At 66.2% G+C, this 22,099-nt stretch carries 18 protein-coding genes; 13 read left to right on the forward strand and 5 right to left on the reverse strand.

Annotated elements, in window-relative coordinates:
• Positions 1–313: 313 nt before the first annotated feature.
• Genes ACFQMF_RS06215 through ACFQMF_RS06225 form a run of 3 tightly spaced genes read right to left on the reverse strand, consistent with a single transcriptional unit; the run spans position 314 to position 3,927 of the window.
• On the reverse strand, positions 314–1,681 hold the full coding sequence (locus ACFQMF_RS06215) for a sulfatase (protein WP_256409635.1): 1,368 nt from the start codon (positions 1,679–1,681) through the stop codon (positions 314–316).
• A 34-nt stretch (positions 1,682–1,715) separates the two neighbouring features.
• A complete protein-coding gene (locus tag ACFQMF_RS06220) occupies positions 1,716–2,783 on the reverse strand; it encodes a glycosyltransferase family 4 protein (protein WP_256409275.1) in 1,068 nt (355 codons plus the stop codon).
• 1 nt (position 2,784) lies between these two features.
• The gene (locus ACFQMF_RS06225) at positions 2,785–3,927 is read right to left on the reverse strand and encodes a glycosyltransferase (protein WP_256409276.1); all 1,143 of its coding nucleotides are present in this window, start codon (positions 3,925–3,927) and stop codon (positions 2,785–2,787) included.
• Positions 3,928–4,049: 122 nt separating this feature from the next.
• On the opposite strand from ACFQMF_RS06225, the gene ACFQMF_RS06230 reads away from it, so the two are divergent.
• From ACFQMF_RS06230 to ACFQMF_RS06245, 4 genes are all read left to right on the forward strand, one after another.
• Entirely contained in the window at positions 4,050–7,325 is a 3,276-nt protein-coding gene (locus tag ACFQMF_RS06230) for an oligosaccharyl transferase, archaeosortase A system-associated (RefSeq protein WP_256409277.1), read from the forward strand.
• Positions 7,326–7,331: 6 nt separating this feature from the next.
• The gene (locus ACFQMF_RS06235; protein WP_256409278.1) at positions 7,332–8,276 is read left to right on the forward strand and encodes a DUF368 domain-containing protein; all 945 of its coding nucleotides are present in this window, start codon (positions 7,332–7,334) and stop codon (positions 8,274–8,276) included.
• An 83-nt stretch (positions 8,277–8,359) separates the two neighbouring features.
• Positions 8,360–9,487, forward strand: coding sequence for a CapA family protein (locus ACFQMF_RS06240; protein ID WP_256409279.1), 1,128 nt, complete (start codon positions 8,360–8,362; stop codon positions 9,485–9,487).
• Positions 9,488–9,884: 397 nt separating this feature from the next.
• Positions 9,885–10,442, forward strand: coding sequence for a DUF7342 family protein (locus ACFQMF_RS06245; RefSeq protein WP_256409280.1), 558 nt, complete (start codon positions 9,885–9,887; stop codon positions 10,440–10,442).
• A gap of 48 nt (positions 10,443–10,490) precedes the next feature.
• Here the strand turns inward: ACFQMF_RS06245 and ACFQMF_RS06250 are convergent, their stop codons facing one another.
• Positions 10,491–11,846 (reverse strand): RNA-guided endonuclease InsQ/TnpB family protein, encoded by a 1,356-nt coding sequence (locus ACFQMF_RS06250; protein ID WP_256409281.1) that lies wholly within the window; start codon positions 11,844–11,846, stop codon positions 10,491–10,493.
• A 56-nt stretch (positions 11,847–11,902) separates the two neighbouring features.
• Here ACFQMF_RS06250 and ACFQMF_RS06255 point away from each other — a divergent pair, with 56 nt between their 5' ends.
• The 9 genes from ACFQMF_RS06255 to ACFQMF_RS06295 all read left to right on the forward strand — a co-directional run bounded on the left by ACFQMF_RS06255 (position 11,903) and on the right by ACFQMF_RS06295 (position 20,586).
• Positions 11,903–12,040 carry a hypothetical protein gene (locus ACFQMF_RS06255; RefSeq protein ID WP_256409282.1) on the forward strand — a complete coding sequence of 46 codons (138 nt, stop codon included), beginning with the start codon at positions 11,903–11,905 and terminating at the stop codon, positions 12,038–12,040.
• Between the two features lie 487 nt (positions 12,041–12,527).
• Positions 12,528–12,746 carry a hypothetical protein gene (locus tag ACFQMF_RS06260; RefSeq protein ID WP_256409283.1) on the forward strand — a complete coding sequence of 73 codons (219 nt, stop codon included), beginning with the start codon at positions 12,528–12,530 and terminating at the stop codon, positions 12,744–12,746.
• Between the two features lie 69 nt (positions 12,747–12,815).
• Positions 12,816–13,838: an NADP-dependent oxidoreductase gene (locus tag ACFQMF_RS06265; RefSeq protein ID WP_256409284.1), complete on the forward strand. Its 1,023-nt coding sequence runs from the start codon at positions 12,816–12,818 to the stop codon at positions 13,836–13,838.
• 100 nt (positions 13,839–13,938) lie between these two features.
• Positions 13,939–14,466, forward strand: coding sequence for a DUF7342 family protein (locus ACFQMF_RS06270; RefSeq protein ID WP_256409285.1), 528 nt, complete (start codon positions 13,939–13,941; stop codon positions 14,464–14,466).
• Between the two features lie 2 nt (positions 14,467–14,468).
• Positions 14,469–14,924 carry a toxin-antitoxin system TumE family protein gene (locus ACFQMF_RS06275; RefSeq protein ID WP_379791722.1) on the forward strand — a complete coding sequence of 152 codons (456 nt, stop codon included), beginning with the start codon at positions 14,469–14,471 and terminating at the stop codon, positions 14,922–14,924.
• A gap of 75 nt (positions 14,925–14,999) precedes the next feature.
• The gene (locus ACFQMF_RS06280; protein ID WP_256409287.1) at positions 15,000–16,280 is read left to right on the forward strand and encodes an amidohydrolase; all 1,281 of its coding nucleotides are present in this window, start codon (positions 15,000–15,002) and stop codon (positions 16,278–16,280) included.
• Positions 16,281–16,372: 92 nt separating this feature from the next.
• Positions 16,373–17,020: a hypothetical protein gene (locus ACFQMF_RS06285; RefSeq protein ID WP_256409288.1), complete on the forward strand. Its 648-nt coding sequence runs from the start codon at positions 16,373–16,375 to the stop codon at positions 17,018–17,020.
• Between the two features lie 437 nt (positions 17,021–17,457).
• Positions 17,458–19,155 (forward strand): BCCT family transporter, encoded by a 1,698-nt coding sequence (locus tag ACFQMF_RS06290; RefSeq protein ID WP_256409289.1) that lies wholly within the window; start codon positions 17,458–17,460, stop codon positions 19,153–19,155.
• A gap of 69 nt (positions 19,156–19,224) precedes the next feature.
• Positions 19,225–20,586 carry an aminotransferase class III-fold pyridoxal phosphate-dependent enzyme gene (locus ACFQMF_RS06295; protein WP_256409290.1) on the forward strand — a complete coding sequence of 454 codons (1,362 nt, stop codon included), beginning with the start codon at positions 19,225–19,227 and terminating at the stop codon, positions 20,584–20,586.
• 39 nt (positions 20,587–20,625) lie between these two features.
• Here ACFQMF_RS06295 and ACFQMF_RS06300 read toward each other — a convergent pair whose 3' ends face one another.
• A complete protein-coding gene (locus tag ACFQMF_RS06300; protein WP_256409291.1) occupies positions 20,626–21,969 on the reverse strand; it encodes an amidohydrolase in 1,344 nt (447 codons plus the stop codon).
• Positions 21,970–22,099: the final 130 nt, after the last annotated feature.

The raw sequence follows: 22,099 nt of genomic DNA on the forward strand, positions 1-22,099 counted from the left end.
GCTTCAACTCCTTTGATTTAGTGGCCTACCTCGCTGCTGTATGGCGATTCAACACAGCCGGTTTATTGGACAAACCTAGCCGGTACTTGATGTCTAATTGATAATTAATGGACAGAAACGCCCGATAATATAATAGAAGGGGTATTTAAACTTCGGGGTCTCGCGGTAGTGGTAAGACTATACAGAATTCTATCGAACAGTAAAATACTACAATTTAACGACAGTCTATCATATGTATATATTTCTTTTAATTTTACTCTCACTAATTTTTCAACAGTATATAAGGAGAATATCAACTCGGTTGTGACAGCAACTACTCCAAGTACCCGAGGTCTCGCAGATGCTCTTCGACCATTTCCTCGTCCTCGTCGATCCCGACCGACCCCTCTTCACGAAGCCGTCGCATTCGCTCTTGATGATCGTCCAACGCTGCCGATAACTCATCGTACTCCGGTGTATCTCCGGATCGGTCGTCTTCCGGCCGTTCGGCCGGCGTCTCGCGCACGTTGAAGCAGAACTCGCCGTCGTCGGCGTGCCGCAGCAGCTTCCACCCGTCCGCCCGACGCACGTAACACCGGCCGTAGTCGACTTGCCGCCCCACGTCGCCGAAGGCGTATTCTCGAGCCTCGACGTCGCCGTCGGCGACCGCGAGCGCCGAGGCTCCCTCCCAGTTCTCGGCGGGCGGGCAGTCGACCGCGTCAGCGATCGTCGGCGCCACGTCGATGAGTCGGACCTGTCCGTCCACGGTCTCGGCGCCGTAGTCCGGATGCGACACGACGAACGGCACACGGATCACGCCCTCCCAGAACTCCGGCGGGTGGCCTGCGTGACCGTGTTCTCCAACGAGCTCCCCGTGGTCGGCAGTAAAGACGACGACGGTTTCCTCCGATAGACCGCGCTCGTCGAGCGCGTCAAGCAGCGCGTCGAACTGGTCGTCCACGTACGCGCACTCGGCGTCGTAGAGCCCTCGGATCAGCTCCCACTCCTCGTCCGTGACTTCGTCCGGGTGATGAGTTCCCTTCCGAGAGAGCCCGCGACAGCGGGATAACGACAACGGCTCGTCTAAGAACCGCCGCTGGTACTCGGGAGGCGCCTCGTAGGGGTGATGCGCGTCCATGTAGTGGAGCCACGTGAACCAGTTTCTGTCTCGGTCGTCGATCCAGTTGAGCGCGCGTTCGTTCAACGACTCGGCGCGTTCGTACTCGTCCTCGGCGCCGGTCGCGCCGGCCAGCAGCGCGTCGGCGCGGTTGTACACCCGCTCGATCGTTCTGAAGACCGGCCCGTCTTTGTCGAGGTTCGACTGGACGAACTGCTTGAGGCGCCCGGCCTCGGTCCGCCCGCTCGCGTCGTACAGGGCGTCAAACCCGCGGTCGTAGTGATACGATCCGCTGGCGAAATGGTTGTCGGTGTATCCGGCGGTGGCGTACCCCGCGTCGGAGAGTGTCTCGGCCAGCGTCCGGATGTCGCTGTCCGACTCCCGCGGCGGGATTCCGAGGCCGGAGGTACCCCCGAAGTGCCTGCTCGCGTGAATCGCGGGGAACGACGCGGGCGTGGAGGGACCGTTGGCGACGCAGTCGGTGAACTCCACGGAGCCGTCGGCGAATTCGCGCGTCGCGGGCATCGTCTCAGGACTCACGCGATCGGCTCGCAACGAGTCTACTGTGAGGAGAAGAACGTTCACAATAGCCTGAACTGGACGCCACCAGACACAATACTTACGCTCCGCGCTCGCGGGGAGTGTTCCCCACGCCGTATCGATCGGCGACCTCGTCGGTGACGGTCTCCCACGTCGGGATGTCGTCCGAGACGACCCGCCGCTCGGCCGCCGTTCGTACGCAGTTCGCGACGGCGACCGGATCCGGATCCTCGACGCCGACGCACCCGTCGTGAGAGGTCCAGTCTTCGAGCGCCGCCGCTTTCCGAACCACACACGGCGTCCCCGCGGCCAGCGCTTCGGCTACGGTCATCCCGTAGGCCTCGAACGACGACATGCTCACGAATACCCTCGCACCGGCGTATAGCCTCGGTAATCGCTCTTCGTCGACGTATCCGAGGAATTCGACCCGGTCGCTCACGCCAATTTCGCGGGCGATCCGCTCTAATTCCTCGCGGAACGGTCCGCTCCCCGCAACCAAGAGGCTGTATTCTGGAAGCTCTGCCAGCGTCCGAATCACGTGTTGTACACCTTTGTATTCCTCCAGTCGTCCCACGCACAGTAGATACGGTCGCTTGCGTTCTTCGCGCGATGCGCTCGCGAACCGATCGACGTCGACGCCGTTCGGAATCACCGTCGCCTCAAGCCCGAAGTCCTCGCGCACTCGCGTCCGTTCCCACTCGCTGACCGCGATCACGTCGTCCGCTTGCCGGACTGCCCACCGTCCGAAGGGTCGGTATCCGGACAACAGCGTGTTTCGGACGCCGTTCGCGCTCTTGCCGTGGTAGTGCGTCGTCGCAACGAACCGCTCGTCGGTGACACCGACCGCCGCGAAGAACAGCGGAAACGCGTGGTAGTTGTGAGCGTGGACGACATCGGCGTTCGTACGACGGACGGCGACGGCCATCTGTGGCGCGAGGTAAAACGACTCACCGGGGTTCAGCGACCGGAAGCGTCGTATCCGGACCCCCTTGCTAGACGTTCGGGCCGACAGATCGTCGCCGGCATCCGCACTGAACGCGGTCACGTTGTGACCGCGGTCCGCGAGTCGAGTCGCAATCTCTCGCACGTGCGTCTCGACGCCGCCGGTCCGTGGCGGATAGCGGTGGGTGACGAACAGGACCTTCACGTCACTCGAACGCCTCCCGGAGCTCGGTGTCTACTTCCCACGTCCCGTCTCCCTTCCCGCGGAGCAGTTCCACGCTCGCCCGCAGCAGCGACACCTGCGTATCGAACAGCGAGTATAGCGCCTGCGCAGGCCCGAGCGCGTCACGCTGTCCGAGGAAGGTGAACAATCCCACGGCGACCGGCAGGGCCGCCCCCGCCGTACCCAACGACGCGATCGCGGCGACCGTCCCGACCACCAGCGTCAGCGTCAACAGCCACGGCGAAACGATCATGAACCACCAGTTGAACGGCAACACCAACTTCCCGTACTTCCCGTACTCCCCGAGTGCGTCGCGATGCTGGACCAGCAATCGGATCAACCCCATCGCGCGCCGGTCCTTCTGCTTCCGTCGCTTCACGAACGCCGAATGGCTTGCCTCCTTGTACTGTACCGCAGGATCGAAAATCACCCGGCCACCCTGCCGACGGATCTTCAGCGCGAGCTCCGTATCGTCGGCGAGCGAATTCGGATCGATCGGCAGCAGGGCATCGTTTTCGAACGCCGAGAACGGACCATGGAAAATGAGCGTCGAGTCGAGGTGCGACTCCAGCTGTTGGATGTGTGACTGGACCCCGCGGTACCCGGACTCCACGCCGCTCCCGCCGAGGACCTCGACGTTGCGTCCTGTGACCGCGTCCACTTTCGGGTCGGAGAGATTCGCGGCCGCTTCACGGAGGACATTCTGCGGGAGCTTTGAGTCACAGTCGGTCTTCACGACCATCTCGCGCTCGGCCGCCTCATATGCCTCGTTGAGTGCGGGCGCGAGGCCACGCCGTTCGTCCTCCTCAATCAAGGTGAGGTCGGGCGCCTCGAGATCCGCGAAGTACTCGCGAATGATCTCGCGCGTGTCATCGGTCGACGAGTCGACGACGATGAGTTCGACTTTTTCCATCGGGTAATCCAGTGCTAACAGGTCCTCAAGCTTCGTTTCGACGATTTGCGACTCGTTATATGTCGGGAGCACGACGCTCACCGTCGGTTTGGCCTCAGACTTCTCGGCCGGCGAACCGGACGGGCCCACCCACGCATACAACCCCAAAAACGCGAGGTACGGCACCGCCGTAACCGCGAGCAGCGTCCCGGTGATGGCCACGAGTGGACTCATGAACGGCGCTTGACGCCTAGGGAATATAACCCATGTGGACGGGGATCGAACAACTAGTCGCACTCTAGGGCGGCACCGATATATAACAAGTCTTAAGCACGTTTTCGCAGTGACTTCCTGTAATGAGCCAGCAACAGGACTCGTCCGAGGGCTCGGGTTCATCCCCGCTCGATCTTCTCGAACAGTGGTACCACGTTCCGGTCCTCCTCGGGACCTTCGCGTTCATGCTGTGGACGCGACTCCGATCGTACGGTAACTTCGTCCGAAACGGTGAGGTATACTTCCGTGGTAACGACGCGTGGTATCACCTCCGCGAAACGAAATACCTCCTGGAGAACTGGCCGAATACGCTTCCGTTCGACCCGTGGACGGGGTTTCCGTTTGGAAATAGTGCGGGACAGTTCGGGACCCTCTGGGACCATATCATGGTTGTTGGGATCTGGATTGCCCGGCCGATCATGGGGAGTTCTGAGGAGGTCATGCTCGTCATGCCTCCTATCGTCGGGGCGCTCGTCGCGGTGCCGACCTACTTTATTGCGCGTCGGTTCGTCGATCGAGTGCCCGCGCTTGCGGGCGTGCTGTCGCTCGCACTCTTCTCCGGCACCTTCCTCCAGTACTCACTCGTCGGCTTCCCGGACCACAGCGCGGCAGAGGTGTTTTTCCAGAGCACCGCCGTCCTCGCGTTCCTTGTCGCCTTCGCGGTCGCGGAACGGGAGAAGCCAGTCTGGGAGCTCATTGTCGATCGCGACTGGGGCGCGCTGCGACGTCCCGCCGGATTCGCAGCCGCAGCCGGTGCCGCACTCGGCCTCTACATGTGGACGTGGCAGCCAGGCGTCCTCCTGGTCGGTATCACCGGGGTCTTCCTCGCAGTGAAGATTACCAGCGATGTCTACCACGGCAAAAGCCCCGAACCGATCGCCTTCGTCGGGACAGTCGCCATGACCGTCAGCGGGACGTTACAGCTGATCCCGCTCGACACAATTTCGTTCACGCCGACGCAGTACTCGCTCCTCCAAGTGGTCCTCCCGCTTGGCGTTGCGGTCGGCGTCGTCTTCCTCGCATGGCTCGCGCGCCAGTGGGAATCGCGTGACATCGAGGCAACGAGCTACCCACCCGCCGTCGGTGGCCTCACTCTCGCGTCAGCGGCCTTCATCTGGCTCGCGGTGCCCTCACTGTGGTCAACACTGACCCGAAATCTCCTGAATTTCGTCGGCTTCAGCGCGAGTGCGTCGTTCCGTACCATCGGCGAGGGGCAACCTCCGCTTCAAGAGGCCGCCTTCTCAGACTTTGTCCTCTCGCAGTACGGCTTCGCGTTCTTCCTCGCGCTCGCCGCAATCTTGTACATCCTCGCGCGTCCGCTCTACCGCTCTGACGACACCACCCACACGCTCTACATCCCGGCCGCGCTCGCGGTCGTTGGCTCCGTCTACGCGGTCCCGCAACTGTACGGCGCGATCGGCGGCGTCGTCGGCCTCGACTGGCAGGTGGTCGGGCTCGTCATCGCCGCCGCCTTCCTCGTCGGCGCGACGTTCCTCGTCGAGTACGACACCGAGGAGCTCTACTTCGTCGTCTGGGCGGCGTTCATCGGGAGCGCTGCGTTCACGCAGACCCGCTTCAACTACTACCTCGCGGTGATCGTCGCGGTCGGCGCGGCGTACTTCCTGCAAGTCACGCTCGCCGCAATCGATCTCACCTCCCTCGCTGCGCTCCGCGACATCGAAGGGTGGCAGGTGATGACCGCGCTCGCCGTCCTCGCGGTCCTGATCGTCCCGCTCGTCGGCGTCGCCACTCCAGTCTGGACGGCTGGCAACTCTAGCCAGCCGGGCAACGTCGTCCAGTGGGACGACAGCCTCCAGTGGATGAACGACGAGACGCCCACGCCGGGTGAGCTCGAAGGCGCGGACAACCCGATGGAGCTGTACGGCACCTACGAGCGGCCCGCAGATGGCGACTTTGAGTATCCGGAGGGCGCCTACGGCGTGCAGTCGTGGTGGGACTACGGCCACTGGATCACCACGCGCGCCGAGCGCATCCCGAACGCGAACCCGTTCCAGCAGAACGCGGGCGAGGCGGCCGACTATCTCCTCGCGCCGAGCGAAGAAGAGGCTCGCGAGGTGCTCGCGAGCCAGAGCACCGAGGGCGAGCATACCCGGTACGTGATGGTCGACCGCCAGATGGCGTCACCGAACTCCAAGTTCAACGCCCCCGTCACGTTCTACTCGGGCAACGCGTCGGTGAGCGACTTCAACCGCCCGCTGTATCAACAGACCGAGCAGGGTGGGTTCCGGACGCTCATGCAGGTGAACACCCAGCGCTACCACGAGAGCCAGATGATCCGCCTGTATGAACACCACGGCAGTGCGGTTGAGCCACGACCGGTGGTTGTTGACTGGAACCAACAGGCCGCCCAGACGGCGGCTGGCGAACAGATTCAGGTGTCGGTCGCTCCGTCTAACACCTCCGCGATGATTCGACAGTTCGACACGATGGAGGAGGCGCGGGCGTTTGTCGAAGAGGATGGGAGCGCCCAAGTCGGTGGAATTGGCGGGCTCCCCTCGGAGCGTGTCGATGCGCTTGAGCATCACCGGCTTGTCCACGCCAGCCAGGCGCGGGGCCAGTCGGCCTCGGCGCTGCAGGTGCGGGTGCTCCAGCAGCTCGGCGTTAATGTCCAAGAGGTCCTCGGCGAGGGGCTGTTTGCGGCGTTCCAGGACGACTTCGTGAAGACGTTCGAACGGGTGCCCGGCGCGACGATCGAGGGGTCGGGCGCCGAGCCCGGCCAGGAAGTGCGCGCGACGGTCCAGATGCAGAAATCCTCCGGGCAGACGTTCCAGTACACCCAGTACGCCGAGGCCAACGCGGACGGGAACTTCGAGCTCACGGTGCCGTACTCGACGACTGGCTATGATGAGTTCGGCCCGGAGAACGGCTACACGAACACCAGCGTCCGCGCGACCGGTCCCTACCAGCTCTCGACCGGGCTGTCGGTCGCTAACGGTACGCCGACCGCCCGGACCGGCAGGGTTAACGTGACCGAGGCGCAGGTCGTCGGCGCGGACGACGCGGCCGCCACGGTCGCCCTCGAAGAGACGACGCTCGGCGGCGGCAGCGAGAGCGGCGACTCGGGCTCGGCCGACGACGGCTCGGGATCGTCCGACGGCGATTCCGGATCGACCGACGGCACCACCGACGACGCGAACACGACGGCGGCGATCGGCGCGCCCGCCGGGTCCGCCGTCGACGCACCCGCTGTCGACGCGAACACCCTCGATGCGTCCGCCCTCGATGCGCCCGTCTCCCGCTCGCTCGCCCCCGACGCGCCGCCGTCCTCCGCACCCGGCGCGGCGGTAGCGCGCGGTGCGGCCGCATCGCTCGCCGCGCTCGTCCCCGTCGGCGCGTAACGTCTCATGGCCGACCTCCGCGCGTGGATCGCCGTCTATCTGAAGGGGATCGCGATGGGGAGCGCGGACGCGGTCCCCGGCGTCTCCGGCGGCACCATCGCGCTGATCGTCGGCGTCTACGAGCGGCTGATCGCGGCCGTGACCGCGATCGATCCCGCCCGGATCCGCCGCGTGATCGCGGGCGTTCGTCCCGCGAAGATCCCGGACGCCCGCGCGGCGTTCCACGAGGTCGACGGCGCCTTCCTCCTCGTCCTCGGGGCGGGGATCGGCACGGCGGTCGTGGTCGTGTTGAGCGGCGTCAACTACCTCTTGGCAACTCGGCCGGTCGCGACGTACGGCTTCTTCTTCGGGCTGATCGCCGCGAGCGCGGCGGTGCTGCTCCGCGGCGTCGCGCTCGACACGCCGCGGCGCAAGGCGGCGGCGGTCGCCGGCTTCCTGCTCGCCTTCCTCGCCTCCGGGTACGCCTCGACCGGGCTCGGGAGCTCGCTGCCGGTCGTCTTCGTCGCCGGCGCGGTCGCGGTCAGCGCGATGGTGCTCCCGGGGATCTCCGGGTCGCTGCTGCTCGTCGTGCTCGGCCAGTACGAGTACATGTCCGGTACCGTGAGCCGGGCGGTCGACGGGGTCGTCGCGTTCGCCACCGGCGACGGCAGCGGCGCGCTCCTCGCGACCGTCCCGCCGGTCGCGACGTTCCTCGTCGGCGGCGTCGTCGGCCTGTTCACGGTCGCCCACGCGGTCCGCTACGCGCTCGCCCGCGCCCGGGCCGCGACGCTCGCGTTCCTCGTGAGCCTCGTTATCGGCGCGCTCCGGGCGCCCCTCGCCGAGGTGTCGATCCGGCTGGCGGCGAGCGGCGAGTCGTGGCGGGCCGCCGCGCCGCGGTTCGCGCTCGCGGCGCTCGTCGGCGCGGCGTTCGTCCTCGTGTTGGACCGGTATTCTGCGGCGATCGAGTACTGACTCGATCGTGTCTCGACCGCGACGGGGAACCGACTGCCGCTACCCGACGGCTTGAAACCGACGCTCGCCGAAGCCGTGAGACGATGCGAACGCGCCGAAGCCTGCTGGCGTCGGGGGCCGCCGGACTGGCCGGCGTCGCCGGCTGTGCCGCGCTCCCGTCCGGTCGGGCGGAGGAATCCGAAAACGACCGCGACGGCCCGAACGCCGCCGACGTCGACGCCCGACTCGGCTTCGTTGGCGATCTTATGCTCGGCCGCAGCGTCAACGAGCGATGGGCCAACGACGACCCCGCCGGCGTCTGGGGGTCGACGCTGTCGCGCCTCGACGCGCTCGACGGACTCGTCGCCAACCTGGAGTGTTGCGTCTCCGACCGCGGTACGCGGTGGCCCGACAAGGGGTACTACTTTCGGTCGGACCCCGACTTCGCGGTGCCGGCGCTGGAGGCGGCCGGCGCCTCGTTCGTCTCGCTCGCGAACAATCACATCCTCGACTTCCGGGAACCCGCGCTCCGGGACACACGCACACACCTGACCGATGCCGACATCGCCTGCGCCGGCGCCGGCACCGACCTGGCGGCGGCGCTCGAACCCGCGGTCTTCGAGGCGGGCGACCTCACGGTCGCCGCGTTCGCCCTCACCGACCAGTCCGCGGCGTTCGCCGCCGGGGAGTCGTCTCCGGGGACCGCCTTCGCGACGCTCGATCCGGGCATTGCCGAGACGCGGTCGCTCGTCGAGGGAGTTCTCGACGGCGCGCTGTCGCACGATCCGGACCTCGTCGTCGCCTCCCTCCACTGGGGCCCGAACTGGGAGACCGAACCCCGTCGGGTCCACGAGCGGTTCGGCCGGTGGCTCGTCGATCAGGGCGTCGACGTCGTCCACGGCCACAGCGCGCACGTCCTCCAAGGCGTCGAGGTGTACGAGGGTCGGCCGATCATCTACGACGCGGGCGACTTTGTCGACGACTACGTCAGCTATCAGGATCGCCAAGGCGTCCGCAACAAGCGGAGCGCGCTGTTCGAACTGGTCGTCCGCGACGGCGCCCCCGACGAACTCCGCGTCGAGCCGACCGCGATCGTCGACGAGGCCGCGACGCTGGCGGACGACGAGGTCGCCGAGTGGGTGCGCGACACCGTCGCCGAGCGCTCCGCGGCGTTCGGGACCGAGGTCGAAGAGGCGGACGGCGAGCTGACGATTCCGTTGGGAGACGACTGAGACCGGCCGCCGACGGGGTGAATTCGGTCGGCTCGAACGCTCCTCCGGCCGGTCAGGTTCAAATGGGTTCGTACGTTAGATTAAGTATGTTCGGTCTGAGCACGGCGCAACTGGAAGTCCTGCTACCGACGATCATGGTCGTGAGCCTGGTGCTTGCCGCGGCGTGGGCGCTGTCCGTGCTGTATCGAGACCCGGACTGACGGCGTCTGACCGTCGTCTCACGAGGTGCCGAGTCGGCCAGCGGTATCACTCGATTGCGATTCACGTTCGCCGTGGATCGACCGGTGTCTCGTCTATGACGGAACCGGCGGCGGGTACCGGCCGCACGGCAACGGACACTCTCGTATATGTGTGCTCCGTCAAAAGAAATATTCGAGCAAGATACGTATCAGCACGCATGACTGACGGCGGCCTCGGGCCCTGGACCGACGACCTCTCTGCTCGGGAACGGGTCAGAGAGATCGCGACAACGCTCACCGAGCCTCGCTCTGTCGAGTGGGTACGCGAGGAAGCGCAGGTGTCCGCGTGGCAAACCGCGAAAGACGAGCTCGAGATGCTCGTCGAGTTCGAGCAACTGCAGGCCGTCGACGGCGACGACGGCAACACGAAGTACGCACCGAACTACCAGCTGCGCTACTTCAGCGAACTGACCGAGCTGATCAACGCACATACGCGGGAGGAACTCCGCGAGGAAATCGCGGACATCCAGTCGGAACTCGACGAGTGGAAGGCCGAATTCGAGATCGAATCGCGTGACGAGTTGGAAGCGACGCTCACCGGGGACGGCCTCGACACCACAGCGATCCGAAAACGCAACCGTGTCCTTCGCCGGTGGGAGCGGTACGAGAACAACAAGCGCCTGCTCAAGCATGCGCTCGAACTCTACGACGACGCTCGCGAGCTCTACCCGGGACGGCACGATACGTCGGAGTCGTCGGTCTCGCTCTCACATTGACTTCCTCCCACGACTGAAGTCGTGGGATTCCTCTGTTGGGATGTCGGACTATGCCGATTCCACAGAGGCAATGTTCCCCACCGTTCGGCGGGTACTCCGGTCTGTGCGCTCCTCTTTGGGACTTTCCCTCTCGGGAGAGTCTGGTGTCTCCGACCACTTGTGGTCGTCCCACTCAAGGCACACGGGCTGAGCCATCAGCCCCACGTCCGTACCAGTCTCGCGTTCAAGGAACAGCTGACTCGCCTTGAGATCAGCATGTCCCTCGAACCCACACACGCAGCGGAACACGTCACCGTTGCGCGCTGTCTCCTCACGCTCGCCGCACTCTGGACACTCTTGGGTTGTCCACGACTCAGACTCCTCCACGACCTCGATGCCGTACTCCTCACAGACACACTCTAGCCGATCGATGAACCGCCGAAACGCCCAGAAGTTGTGCGTCTTCGCGTTCACCTCCGGCATCCAATGTGTCGAGAGCACGTCTTTGAGATCACCGACATACACAGTCGACACGCCTTCCTCGTACAACCGTTCGACGAGGTCACGAACCAGTGCGTCTTGTGCGTGATCGCGTCGGCCGTACTTCACCTTGGACAGGCGGTCGACTTGTGTACTCGACTGTTGTTGGTCGTCGAGTTTCGATTGGAGGTCCGCGATCCGTTCGGTCGTCTCGCGGAACTGGTCAAATGGACTCGAGCCATCGTACAGGTATTGGTCGCCGGTCGTGGTGGTACAAGCGACGAGGTTGTTGGCACCGACATCCAGAGCGGCTGTGTCATCAGCCAGTGGAGTTGCCCGTGTGTCGTCAGGAATCGTCACGGGCTGCGAGGCTCTGAATGTGCCATCAGTTTCGTCGTACCACACTTCTAACCGGCCTTGGTCCTCGTAGTCGGGCCAGTTCGGTTCGCCGACGATCTCAAGCCGGAGGCGGCTTTTCGGGCTGTTGTGTCTGTCTCGGAGGTCTTCCCCGACGACGATCTCAAGTCGCGATCGTGTGCCCCACTCGACGCTGTATGCGTCTTTCCGGATGAGTCCTTTGAGGACACGCCCGTCATCTTTGTTTCCCCGGAACCCCGGCGGGTTGGGGTGCTCCGTGACCGAGTCGTTTGACTCGTCATAATATGCGTTCTTACTCTCGAAGAACGCAGTCCACGCTTCGCTGTTTTTCGAAATTACTTGTTGGGCAGTGGACGCGCCGAGGACAGGTTTGTACTGTCCTTCCAGTGAGCCGGTGTCTGCGTCCCAGACACTCTCATCTTCGAGACCGTCTTCGTCATTGTACCGCATGAGGCGCTCGTAGTTGACCTCATTCCAGAGTGCGGCTGACGCATCCAACAGGTCCCGTAGTACGTGCTCCCCAGCCTCGGAGAGCGGCCGCACGGCGAACGTGTTGGTGCGCTTCATCGCTATTGAGTATGTGAACCCACAAATACAAATAGCTATGCTTTTTCTATTAGAGCATGCCGAACAATATTCACATCGAAGTAGCTGATGACGAGCAGTTCGAGAAGATGAAACAACTGAAAAACAGGTACGGATTGACGTGGAAGGGGTTGCTGGTGCAGGGGATGAAGCGGGTGGAAGAAGGAGATTTGTAACGTGGGACACCCGGCGGGCAAACGCCGTGGTTTGATAACTGGCCGACGGATTCCCCCGCGACTGAAGCCGTGAGATCTCTCCTGCATTCTCAGTAGCGTCTCATGATCTTTCTCGCAAATCGTGTGAATCTCAACAAACGGATACGACTCTCCAGGATTTTCAAACTAGGTAGCGAGGCGGATTCCTCGCCCCACGGTGGGCGGGGAGGAAGCCGACACGCTGCCACAACCCACCAAATATTAATCACCACCTCTTTCCAACCGGCTACAGACTCAGGCTTCTTCGGCGGACTCTCCGGTCGACCGAGTCTGGTATCACACGTCCGCCGGGAACAAGGTCGGAGTCCGGGCCGCGATCGCACCCGAACGGTTCCTCGAAGCGTCGTACCCTGTCGGCGAGGCTGAACTACAGGTCAGGTTCGACTTTCCGCGGACCCATTCGTACGACTTCTACGGGATTCAGTGGATCGAATCCGATCGGGATCTCATGGTGGGATGGCATCAAGACGAAACGCACACCGAGCTCGGAGAGTGCCACTTCCAGATCAACTACCGAGGCGAAACCGTCCAGCGAGCCGAAGCCACGTTTCTCGACGCGCATCCGCTGAACGTGCTCGATCGTCGACTCGACGATCTCGTGGACGCGCTCGACGCACTGACGTGGGACGACGGGACTCCGAGCCTGCCGGCGGGAGCGGTCAAATGACCCGTTCGCTTCGCCCCCGCTCCCCGCCGGGGTCCAAACCCTGTTAGGGCCCGGTCGTCAACGGCGCCCGTGACGGACACCAACCGAGAGTGGCTGCTCGCCGAGCGCCCGACCGGCGAGCCCGACCTGGACTGCTTCGAACTGCGCGAGACCGACGTTCCGGTCCCCGCGCCGGGCGAGCTCCTCGTCCGCACCCGGTTCCTCTCTGTCGACCCGTACATGCGCGGGCGGATGCGCGACGCCGAGTCGTACGCCGAGCCGTGGGCCGTCGGCGACCCCCTCAAGGGCGGGATCGTCGGGGAGGTGATCGAGAGCGAGCACGACGCCTACGACCCGGGCGACCTCGTGACCGGCGAGGGCCGGTGGGCCGACTACGCGACGCTCGACGCCGACGACGTCGCGCCGGTCGACCCGACGGTCGCCGATCCGGAGGCGTACCTCGGCGTCCTCGGGATGCCCGGCCGGACCGCCTACTTCGGCCTGCTGGAGGTCGGCGAGCCCAAGCCGGGCGACACGGTCGTCGTCTCCGGCGCCGCGGGCGCGGTCGGCTCGGTGGTCGGCCAGATCGCGAAGCGCGCCGGCTGTCGCGTCGTCGGCTTCGCCGGCTCCGACGAGAAGACGACGTGGCTCACGGACGAGCTCGGCTTCGACGCCGCGATCAACTACGAGGCGACCGACGACTACCGCGACGCGCTCGACGAGGCCGCGCCCGACGGCGTGGACGTCTACTTCGACAACGTCGGCGGTCCAATCACGGACGCCGTCTTCACCGAGCTGAACCTCGACGCCCGGGTCGCCGTCTGCGGGCAGATCGCCCACTACAACGAGGAGGAGACGCCGACCGGGCCGCGGAAGCTCCCCGGGCTCATTCCGGTGCGAGCGCGCGTGCAAGGGCTGCTCGTCAGCGACTTCGCGACCCGGTTCGGCGAGGCCGGCGAGCGCCTCGGGCGCTGGGTCGCGAGCGGCGACCTCGAACACCGCGAGACGGTCGTGGAGGGGTTAGAGCGCGCGCCCGACGCCTTCCTCGGGCTGTTCGCGGGCGACAACGTCGGGAAGCAGGTGGTGCGGGTGGCGGCGGCGGACGAGGAGTAGCGACAAGCGAACGACTTCGTCGGCGACCGCCGTTCCGCGGATTCGCACAGATATTTGAGAGATACAAAGATATATTGAGGCCCTCCACGTAGATGGCAGTATGAGCGAGTTCGATCCGGCACCGGAACCCGGAGCCGAGGGGTCTCGGTGGCAGGACGATACGGACACGTTCGGCCGGGTCTACGACGTCGTGCTCGGGATCACGTCGCCGACGGCGTACACCGACATCGCGGAGCTCGCGGACTGCTCTCCGAACGCGGCGAAGAAGCATCTCGACCGACTGGCGGAGATGGGCGTCGCTCGCGCGAACCGAGAGACCCGCCCCGCGACGTACGAGCGACACGACGGCTACCTCGAATGGCAGGACGCGAGCCGGATCGCCGCGGAGCTCTCCGTCGACGAAATTGTCGGTCGCGTCGCGGCGCTCGAAGAGCGGCGAGCCGAATACGAGGACCGATTCGAGACCGCCGATCCGAACTCCGTCTCCGTGTTCGAAGCCGCCGACCACGAGACGATCCACGACCGAATGACCGCGGTAAGCGAGTGGAAGGGCGTGACTCGGGACATTCGACTCTACGAACTGGCCCGCCGGCTCTCGGAGAACGACGGTCACCTGATCCCCGCCTGAAGATGGACCCGCCCTCCGATAGTTCGGCGTCCGGCTCGACCGGTCCGCCCGACCGACAGACGTTACGACTGATCGAGCGACAACTGACGGCCGATCCGCTGGTCGACGAGGTCCAGTTCGAACCGGATCCGTACGAACCGCGGCTCCTTCGCGCGTCGCTCGCCGCGGACCGCTACCCCGAGACGGTGGCTACGGCGCGAATCGACGTTCGGTGGTTCGCCACGGGCGACTTCTCGATACACTACGTCGAGACTCGGGATACCGGTCGATGGGAGTGTCGCTGGGACCGACATCCGAACGCGCACAACAGCCGAGTGCACTTTCACGAACCGCCGACGGGCGCTACGGTCACGGACCTCGACCTGTCGTCGCTCCACCCGCTCGAAGTACATGCGACCGTACTCGATGCGGTCGAGGGGCGGATCGAGGCGGTTTGGTCCGGGCCGCCCCAGGAGTGACACCCCCTTTCGCTCTGACCCCCCGCCCGTCCGGCGGCTATCGTTAAGTAGCCTGACCGCTTTCCTTCCGGACAGATGCCTCACGACGCGCGAGCCAGACTGAGCGATCTCCGGCGGGCGTTCCACCGCCATCCGGAGCCGGGGTGGCGGGAGTTCCGGACGACCGCCCGCGTCGTCGAGGAGCTCGAACGCATCGGCGTCGACGAGATCGCCGTCGGCCGCGAGGCGCTCGCGACCGACGAGCGGATGGCCGTTCCCGACGACGACGAGATCCGACCGTGGCTCGACCGGGCCCGCGACGCCGGGGTCGACGGGGACCTGCTCGACCGGACCGCGGGCGGCCACACGGGCGTCGTCGCGACGCTCGCGCGGGGCGAGGGGCCGTGTATCGGCCTGCGCGTCGACCTCGACGCGATCTCGATCCGCGAGTCGACCGACCCCGACCACCGGCCGGCCGCGGAGGGGTTCCGCTCGGAACACGACGGCTACATGCACGCCTGCGGCCACGACGCGCACCTCGCGATCGCGCTCGGGACGGTCGAGGCGATCGCCGACAGCGACTTCGAAGGCACCCTCAAGGTGTTCTTCCAGCCGGCCGAGGAGGTCTCCGGCGGCGGGAAGGCGATGGCCGAGAGCGGCCACCTCGACGGCGTCGACTACCTCTTCGCGCTCCACGTCGGGCTCGGACACCCGACGGGCGAGATCGTCGCCGGCGCGGAGAGCCCGCTGGCGATGGCGCACCTGACGGCCACCTTCGAGGGGGCGAGCGCCCATGCGGGGAAGGCGCCGAACGAGGGCGCGAACGCCATGCAGGCGGCCGCGGCCGCGATCCAGAACGCGTACGGGATCGCGCGCCACGCCGACGGCGCGACGCGGGTGAACGTCGGCCGGATCGAGGGCGGCTCCGCGAGCAACGTCGTCGCCGAGGCGGTGACGATCGAGGCGGAGGTCCGCGGCGAGACGACCGCGCTGATGACGTACGCGCGCACCGAGCTCGAACGGGTCCTGTACGCCGCCGCCGAGCTCCACGACTGCGACGTCACCCCCCGCGTGATCAGCGAGTCGCCGTGCGTCGACAGCCACCCGGCGCTCCGGGAGGTCATCGGCAACGTGGCGTGGGACGTCGACGGCGTCGACCGCGTGGTCCCGACCGAGGAGTTCGGCGTGAGCGAGGACGGGACCTACCTGATGGGGCGGGTTCAGGACGCCGGCGGGCTCGCGTCGTACGTCCTCGTCGGCACCGACCACCCGACGAGCCACCACACCCCGACGTTCGATATCGACGAGGAGAGCCTCGGGATCGGCGTCGACCTGCTGTCGGACGCGTTCGTCGAGCTCTCGCGGCGGCGCCCGTAGCGGGACTGTAAGCGAGTCTTCGCGGCCCGAGCGAGCGCGAGCGCGTTCGCGGGACCAGTACTGTTAATCCCGTGGCACCCGGTGTTCGGGACATGAGCCAGAACGACGTGCCGGAGTCGCTGGAGGCGGCGGCCGAGTCGGACCGGCCCCGCGGCATCCTCACCCCCTCCGACCGTGACTTTCTGCTCGGGCGCAAGACGGACTACACGGACCACTCCCGCAAGCAGAAGCGGAACCGGATCCGGCGCCGCGTCCGGAACGCCATCCTCGATTTCAGCATCCTCTTCGAGTGTCTGGAGGAGCGCGATCGGAAGACGGTGTTCGACCCGGACGACGAGGACCGCGAGGCGTACACCCAGGGGATCACCGACATGCTCGCGTTCCTCCACCTCGGCACGATGGGGTACCACACGCCGTTCAAGGACATGCTCTCGGAGGGGGTCGGCAAGGCGGAACAGCGGCTCGCCGGGTCGAACTACCGCATGGTCAACGTCGAGTTCAACGTCGACCCGGTCGGCCAGATCGACGTCGACGAGGTGGTCGGGAAGCTCGAGGACGAGGAGTTCGCCGAGCTCACCGACGAGGAGCTGCGCGCGTTCGTCCGCCTGCTGACCATGTCGGACTCCTTCTCGCCGGAGGAGGCCGGCGAGGAGATCAAGGACCGCGTCGACGAGTTCGCCGAGCGACTGACGGAGAGCGCCGCCTCCCACGAGCGCACGCTCGAAGAGCTGACGAACTAACGCGTTGCCGGCGGGCCGACGCGTTGCCGACGGGCTGAGCACCGACCGCTCCCGACGGTCCAGCCCCGGCCGGTAACGAATATCGGTGACACGCCATCCGCCGCCGACCCGTTTTTCGACGCGGACTCGACCTTGACAGGTTCGCCGCCGTTCGAGTTTCGGCGCGGTTCGACACGATGTCTTCGGTTATCTCGGTGTTTTCTTGCTGACTGTCGAGTAAACTCCGTTAGAAGTTGTCGATCGCGTCTCTTCCGGATCCTATACGGTTCTCGTTGAATATATATACATACTTCATAATACGGTTATGAGGCGCCACACTGAGAAACACTTATTGTGTACAATTTCGATCCACCGTGTATGCCAGCACGTGGCATGGTACTCGACCGGCGGAGGCACCGTGGACCAAGTAGTCGTCGCCGTGACGGAGGTGTCACGCCGTGAGCGGCTCGGAGGGGGGCATTTTCACCGAGTTCCGCGAGGAGATCGACCCGATCGTCTTCGCGTTCGGCGCGCTGATCACGCTCGGCGTGATCGTCGCGTTCTTCATCAGCCCGTCCGCCGTCGAGAGCGGCATCTCGTCGCTGAACAGTCAGCTGCTCGGCGCGTTCAACTGGGCGCTGCTGCTCATTGTCTTCCTGATCGTCCTCTTCCTCCTCTTCCTGATCGTCGGCCCGTGGGGAGCGATCAAGCTCGGCGACGAGCCGCCTGAGTACAGCTTCCTCTCCTTCTTCGCGATGCTGTACTCGGCGGGCTTCGCGGCCGGCGTCGTCTTCTGGGGCCCGACGGAGGCGCTGTTCTACTACAACAACCCCTCGCCGCTGTTCGGTGGGGTCGAGGGCGGATCGGCCGAGGCGATGACGGTCGCCGTCCAGCAGACGCTGTTCCACTGGGCGCTGCCGCAGCTCGCGGTGTTCACCATCATGGGCATCGCGATCGGTTACTTCGCGTACAACTACGACAACGTCCCGCTGCGGGTCTCGTCGGCGCTCACGCCGATCCTCGGCGCCGACAACCTCGACGGCCCGGCCGCGAAGGTCGTCGACATCCTCGCCGTCTTCGCGACGATCGGCGGCGTCGCCACCTCGCTCGGCTTCATCGGGAGCCAGTTCGTCACCGGCCTCGACTACCAGTGGGGGATCAGCATGGGCGACCTGGGAATCCTCCTCGTCGTCACCATGATGACCCTCCTGTTCACGACCTCGATGGTGCTCGGGGTCGACAAGGGGATCCGCCGGCTGTCGAACTTCAACATGATCCTCTTCGTCGCGCTCATGCTCGTGACGTTCGTCGTGGGCCCGACGCTGTTCCTCGTGCTGCTCGGCACGCAGGCGTTCGGCGGGATGGTCAGCGAGTTCGTCTCGATGAGCCTCTTCACCGGCGCCGGGGCGATGGGGGGCGGCGACGGGAGCGCGACCAGCTGGATGAACGCGTGGACCGTGTTCTACTGGGCGTGGGCGCTCTCGTGGTCGCCGTTCGCGGGGCTGTTCATCGCGCGGATCTCCAAGGGGCGGACCGTCCGCGAGGTCGCGTTCACGGGGATCGTCGCGACATCCGGCGCCACCATCCCGTGGTTCACCTTCGTCGGCGGCACGGCGGTGTGGGCTCAGCACAACGGCATCGCCGACTTCGGCGCGGTGATCGCCGGCGAGGCCGGCCCCGAGGTGTCCGGGTTCATCCTCTTCGAGGCGCTGAACTTCTCGCTGAACGTCGGGGGCGCGTCGATGACGATCCCGGTGGGCTCCGTGCTGATCTACGCGTTCATGATACTCGTGACGACCTTCTTCGTCACGTCCGCGGACTCCTCGACGCTGGCCGTCTCGATGATGACCACCGGCGGGAAGGCCGAGCCGTCGAACGTCAACCGGATCTTCTGGGGGGTCGTCCTCGGGATGACCGCGGCGATCCTGATGATCCTCGGCGGCAGCGGCAGCGCGAACACGCTCCAGCAGGCGGCGATCATCACCGGGACGCCGTTCGCGCTCGTCTGCTTCCTCGCGATGCTGTCGCTGATCAAGGACTTCGGCGGGAACTACGCCCAGGTGCTGTTCCAGCGTGAGACCGTGCTGTGGGGGTCGCGCGACGACGCCGACGCCCCGTCGAGACCGGTCGAGTCCGCCGGATCGGACGACGACTGACGGCGGTCGCGTCCGATTCGTCCGGCCGCTATACCAAGTTTTAATGTACGTAGTACACATAATCTGTGTATGGATAGGGACACGGCCGAACCGTCCGCGGACGCGATCCCCGGCCCGAACGCGCGGCGCTGGGTCGACTTCCACCAGTCGCACTCCGCGCCCAGCGAGTACTCCCACGAGTTCGTCTGGGACGTGACCCGCGAGGCGGACGGCCCCTTCGTCACCGACGTCGACGGCAACGTCCTCCTCGATTTCACCTGTCACATCGGCGCGGCCCCCCTCGGCTACAACAACGAGAAGGTGCTCTCGAAGCTGCGAGAGTTCGACCTCGTCGAGCCGCTGAAGATCGCCGGCCAGGACATGTACTTCGGCTCCGGTCCGACCCCGGAGGAGGCGGACTTCCCCGGGTCGAGTCACCTCATGGACCGGCTGACCGACGTCTCGGATCAGTACGGGATGGACACCGTCTTCCTCTCGAACTCGGGCGCCGAGGCGATGGAGAACGCGATGAAGATCACGCACGACCACCGCTCGCCCGCGAAGTACGGCGTCGCCTTCGAGGGGAGCTTCCACGGCCGCACGCTCGGGACGCTCTCGCTGACGAAGTCGAAGGACGTGTACACGCGCCGCTACCCCGAGATCGGCGGGATCGAGACGGTGCCGTTCTGCGCGGACCGCGGCTGCGACGCCGAGACCTGCGACTGCGGCTTCTTCGCCGGCGGCGGCTCCCGGCTCCGGAGCATGCTCGCGCCCGAGGGCGGCCGCGTCGACCCCGCGGAGATCGCCTTCCTGACGCTCGAACCGATCCAGGGCGTCGGCGGCTACCGCTTCCCCAGCGACGCGTTCATGGACGAGGTCGCGGCCGTCACCGACGAGTACGACATCCCGCTCGTCGCCGACGAGATCCAGTCCGGCGTCGGGCGGACCGGGGAGATCTGGGCGTCCGACCACTACCCCATCGAGCCGGACGTGATCGCGGCCGCGAAGGCGCTGCGCGTCGGCGCGACGATCTCCCGGTCGGACGTCTTCCCCTCGGAGAAGAACCGCCTCGGCTCGACGTTCGGCGGCGGCGACCTCCTCGGCTCGATGATGGGCGCGCTCACGCTGGAGGCGATCGAGGAACACGGCCTGCTCGACAACGCGACCCGGCGCGGCCGGCAGGCGAGGGAGCTCCTCCGCGACGACGCGCCGGAGACCGTCGTCGACGTCCGCGGCAAGGGGCTGATGCTCGCGGTGGAGTTCGACACGCCCGAGCGGCGCTCGGCCGTCGTCGAGGCCGCCCTCGATCGCGGCCTCCTGACGCTCGGCTGCGGGAAGAAGACGATTCGGCTCCTCCCTCCACTCGACGCGACCGAACGCGAGATCGCGCTCGGGACCGGGCTCTTCCTCGACGCGGTCGACGCCGTCAGCGCGAGCGCGGCGGTCAGCTGACGGCCTTCGTCGTCTCCTCGCCGTCGGGATCGTCGCCGCTCACCCCTGACCGGACCCGTCGCCGGTCGCCCCCGACCGGACGGTCGCGTGGCCCCCGGTGTGCGGCACGGGGTGCCGGCGTTCGAGGTCCCGGATCGCGCCGACGAGGACGTCCACCCCGTGTCGGATGCTCCGCTCGTCGACGTCGAACGTCGGGGTGTGGTGGCTCGTCGGGTGGTCGGTGCCGACGATGAGGTACGTCGCCAGCCCGCCCTCGTCCTGGACGCGCTCCATCAGGAACGTCGCGTCCTCGCTCGCGCCGAAGTCCGCCGCCGGGCGCACGCCGTCGATCCCGTCGACCCCCTCGGCGACCTCGGTCACCAGCGCCTGCAGCTCCGGGTCGCTGTCCGCGCGCGGCGACTCGCTCACCACGTCGACGGTCCCGCGACAGCCGTGCATCGTCGCCGCGGCGCGCACGGTGGTCTCGAACCGGCGTTTCACGTACTCCATCAGCTCGGTCGTCTCGCCGCGAGCCTCGGCCTCCATCTCCGCGCGCTCGGCGACGACGTTGCTCGCGCTGCCGGCTTCGGCCCACCCGACGTTCACCCGCGTCATGCCGTCGGCGTGGCGCGCGATCCCGTACGCGTTCACGATCGCCGTCCCCATCGCCTGCATCGCGTTGTCGCCCTCGTTCGGGGCCTTTCCGGCGTGCGCCGACGTGCCCTCGATCGTCGCGTCCAGGTGCGCCATCGCCAGCGGCTTCTCGATCCCCGCCACGACTTCGCCGGTCGGGTGATCGAGGCCGACGTGGACCGCGAGCAGGTAGTCGAGGTCGTCCGCGAACCGGCTCTCGGCCATCGGGTGGCCGCCGCCGCCGGTCTCCTCGGCCGGCTGGAAGAAGACGACCAGCCGGCCGGCGAAGTCGCTCTCGGCGATCGCTTCGAGGACGGCGAGCCCCCACGTCATGTGCACGTCGTGGCCGCAGGCGTGCATCGTCCCGTCGATCTCGGAGCGGAACCCCTCGTCGACGGGGTCGTGGTCGGGGGCGGTCGACTCCTCGATGAACAGCCCGTCGATGTCGACGCGCAGGCCGATCGCGGGCCCCTCGCCGCGGTCGAGGACGGCGACGCAGCCGGTGTTCCCGCCGGTCATGCGGTCGAGCAGCTCCTCGTCCGCGCCGTGCTCGCGGGTGCGCTCGATCCACGGCTCCAGGTCGGCGTCGGGGACCGCCATGCGGTCGGCCGGGTCGTACGCGTCCGGGCCGATCGCGAGTTCATCGACGCCGATCGACCGAATCTCCTCGGCGAGCGTCGCCGTCGTGAGGAACTCGCGCCACGCGGGCTCCGGGTGTCGGTGGAAGCGGCGGCGGACGCTGGCGAGCCGATCGCGGATCGGTTCGTTCATGCGAGTGGCTCTCTCGCTCGACCGTCTTAAGCGTGGCTCGTCGTACACGATTGTCGTGTACATTGGATACACGAAAGGCTAAGAAACCCCCTCGCGTTGATCCGTCAACGCGTCGTTCCGACGCGCCCAC

This window comes from Halorubrum rutilum, assembly GCF_042665015.1.
Lineage (GTDB): Archaea > Halobacteriota > Halobacteria > Halobacteriales > Haloferacaceae > Halorubrum > Halorubrum rutilum.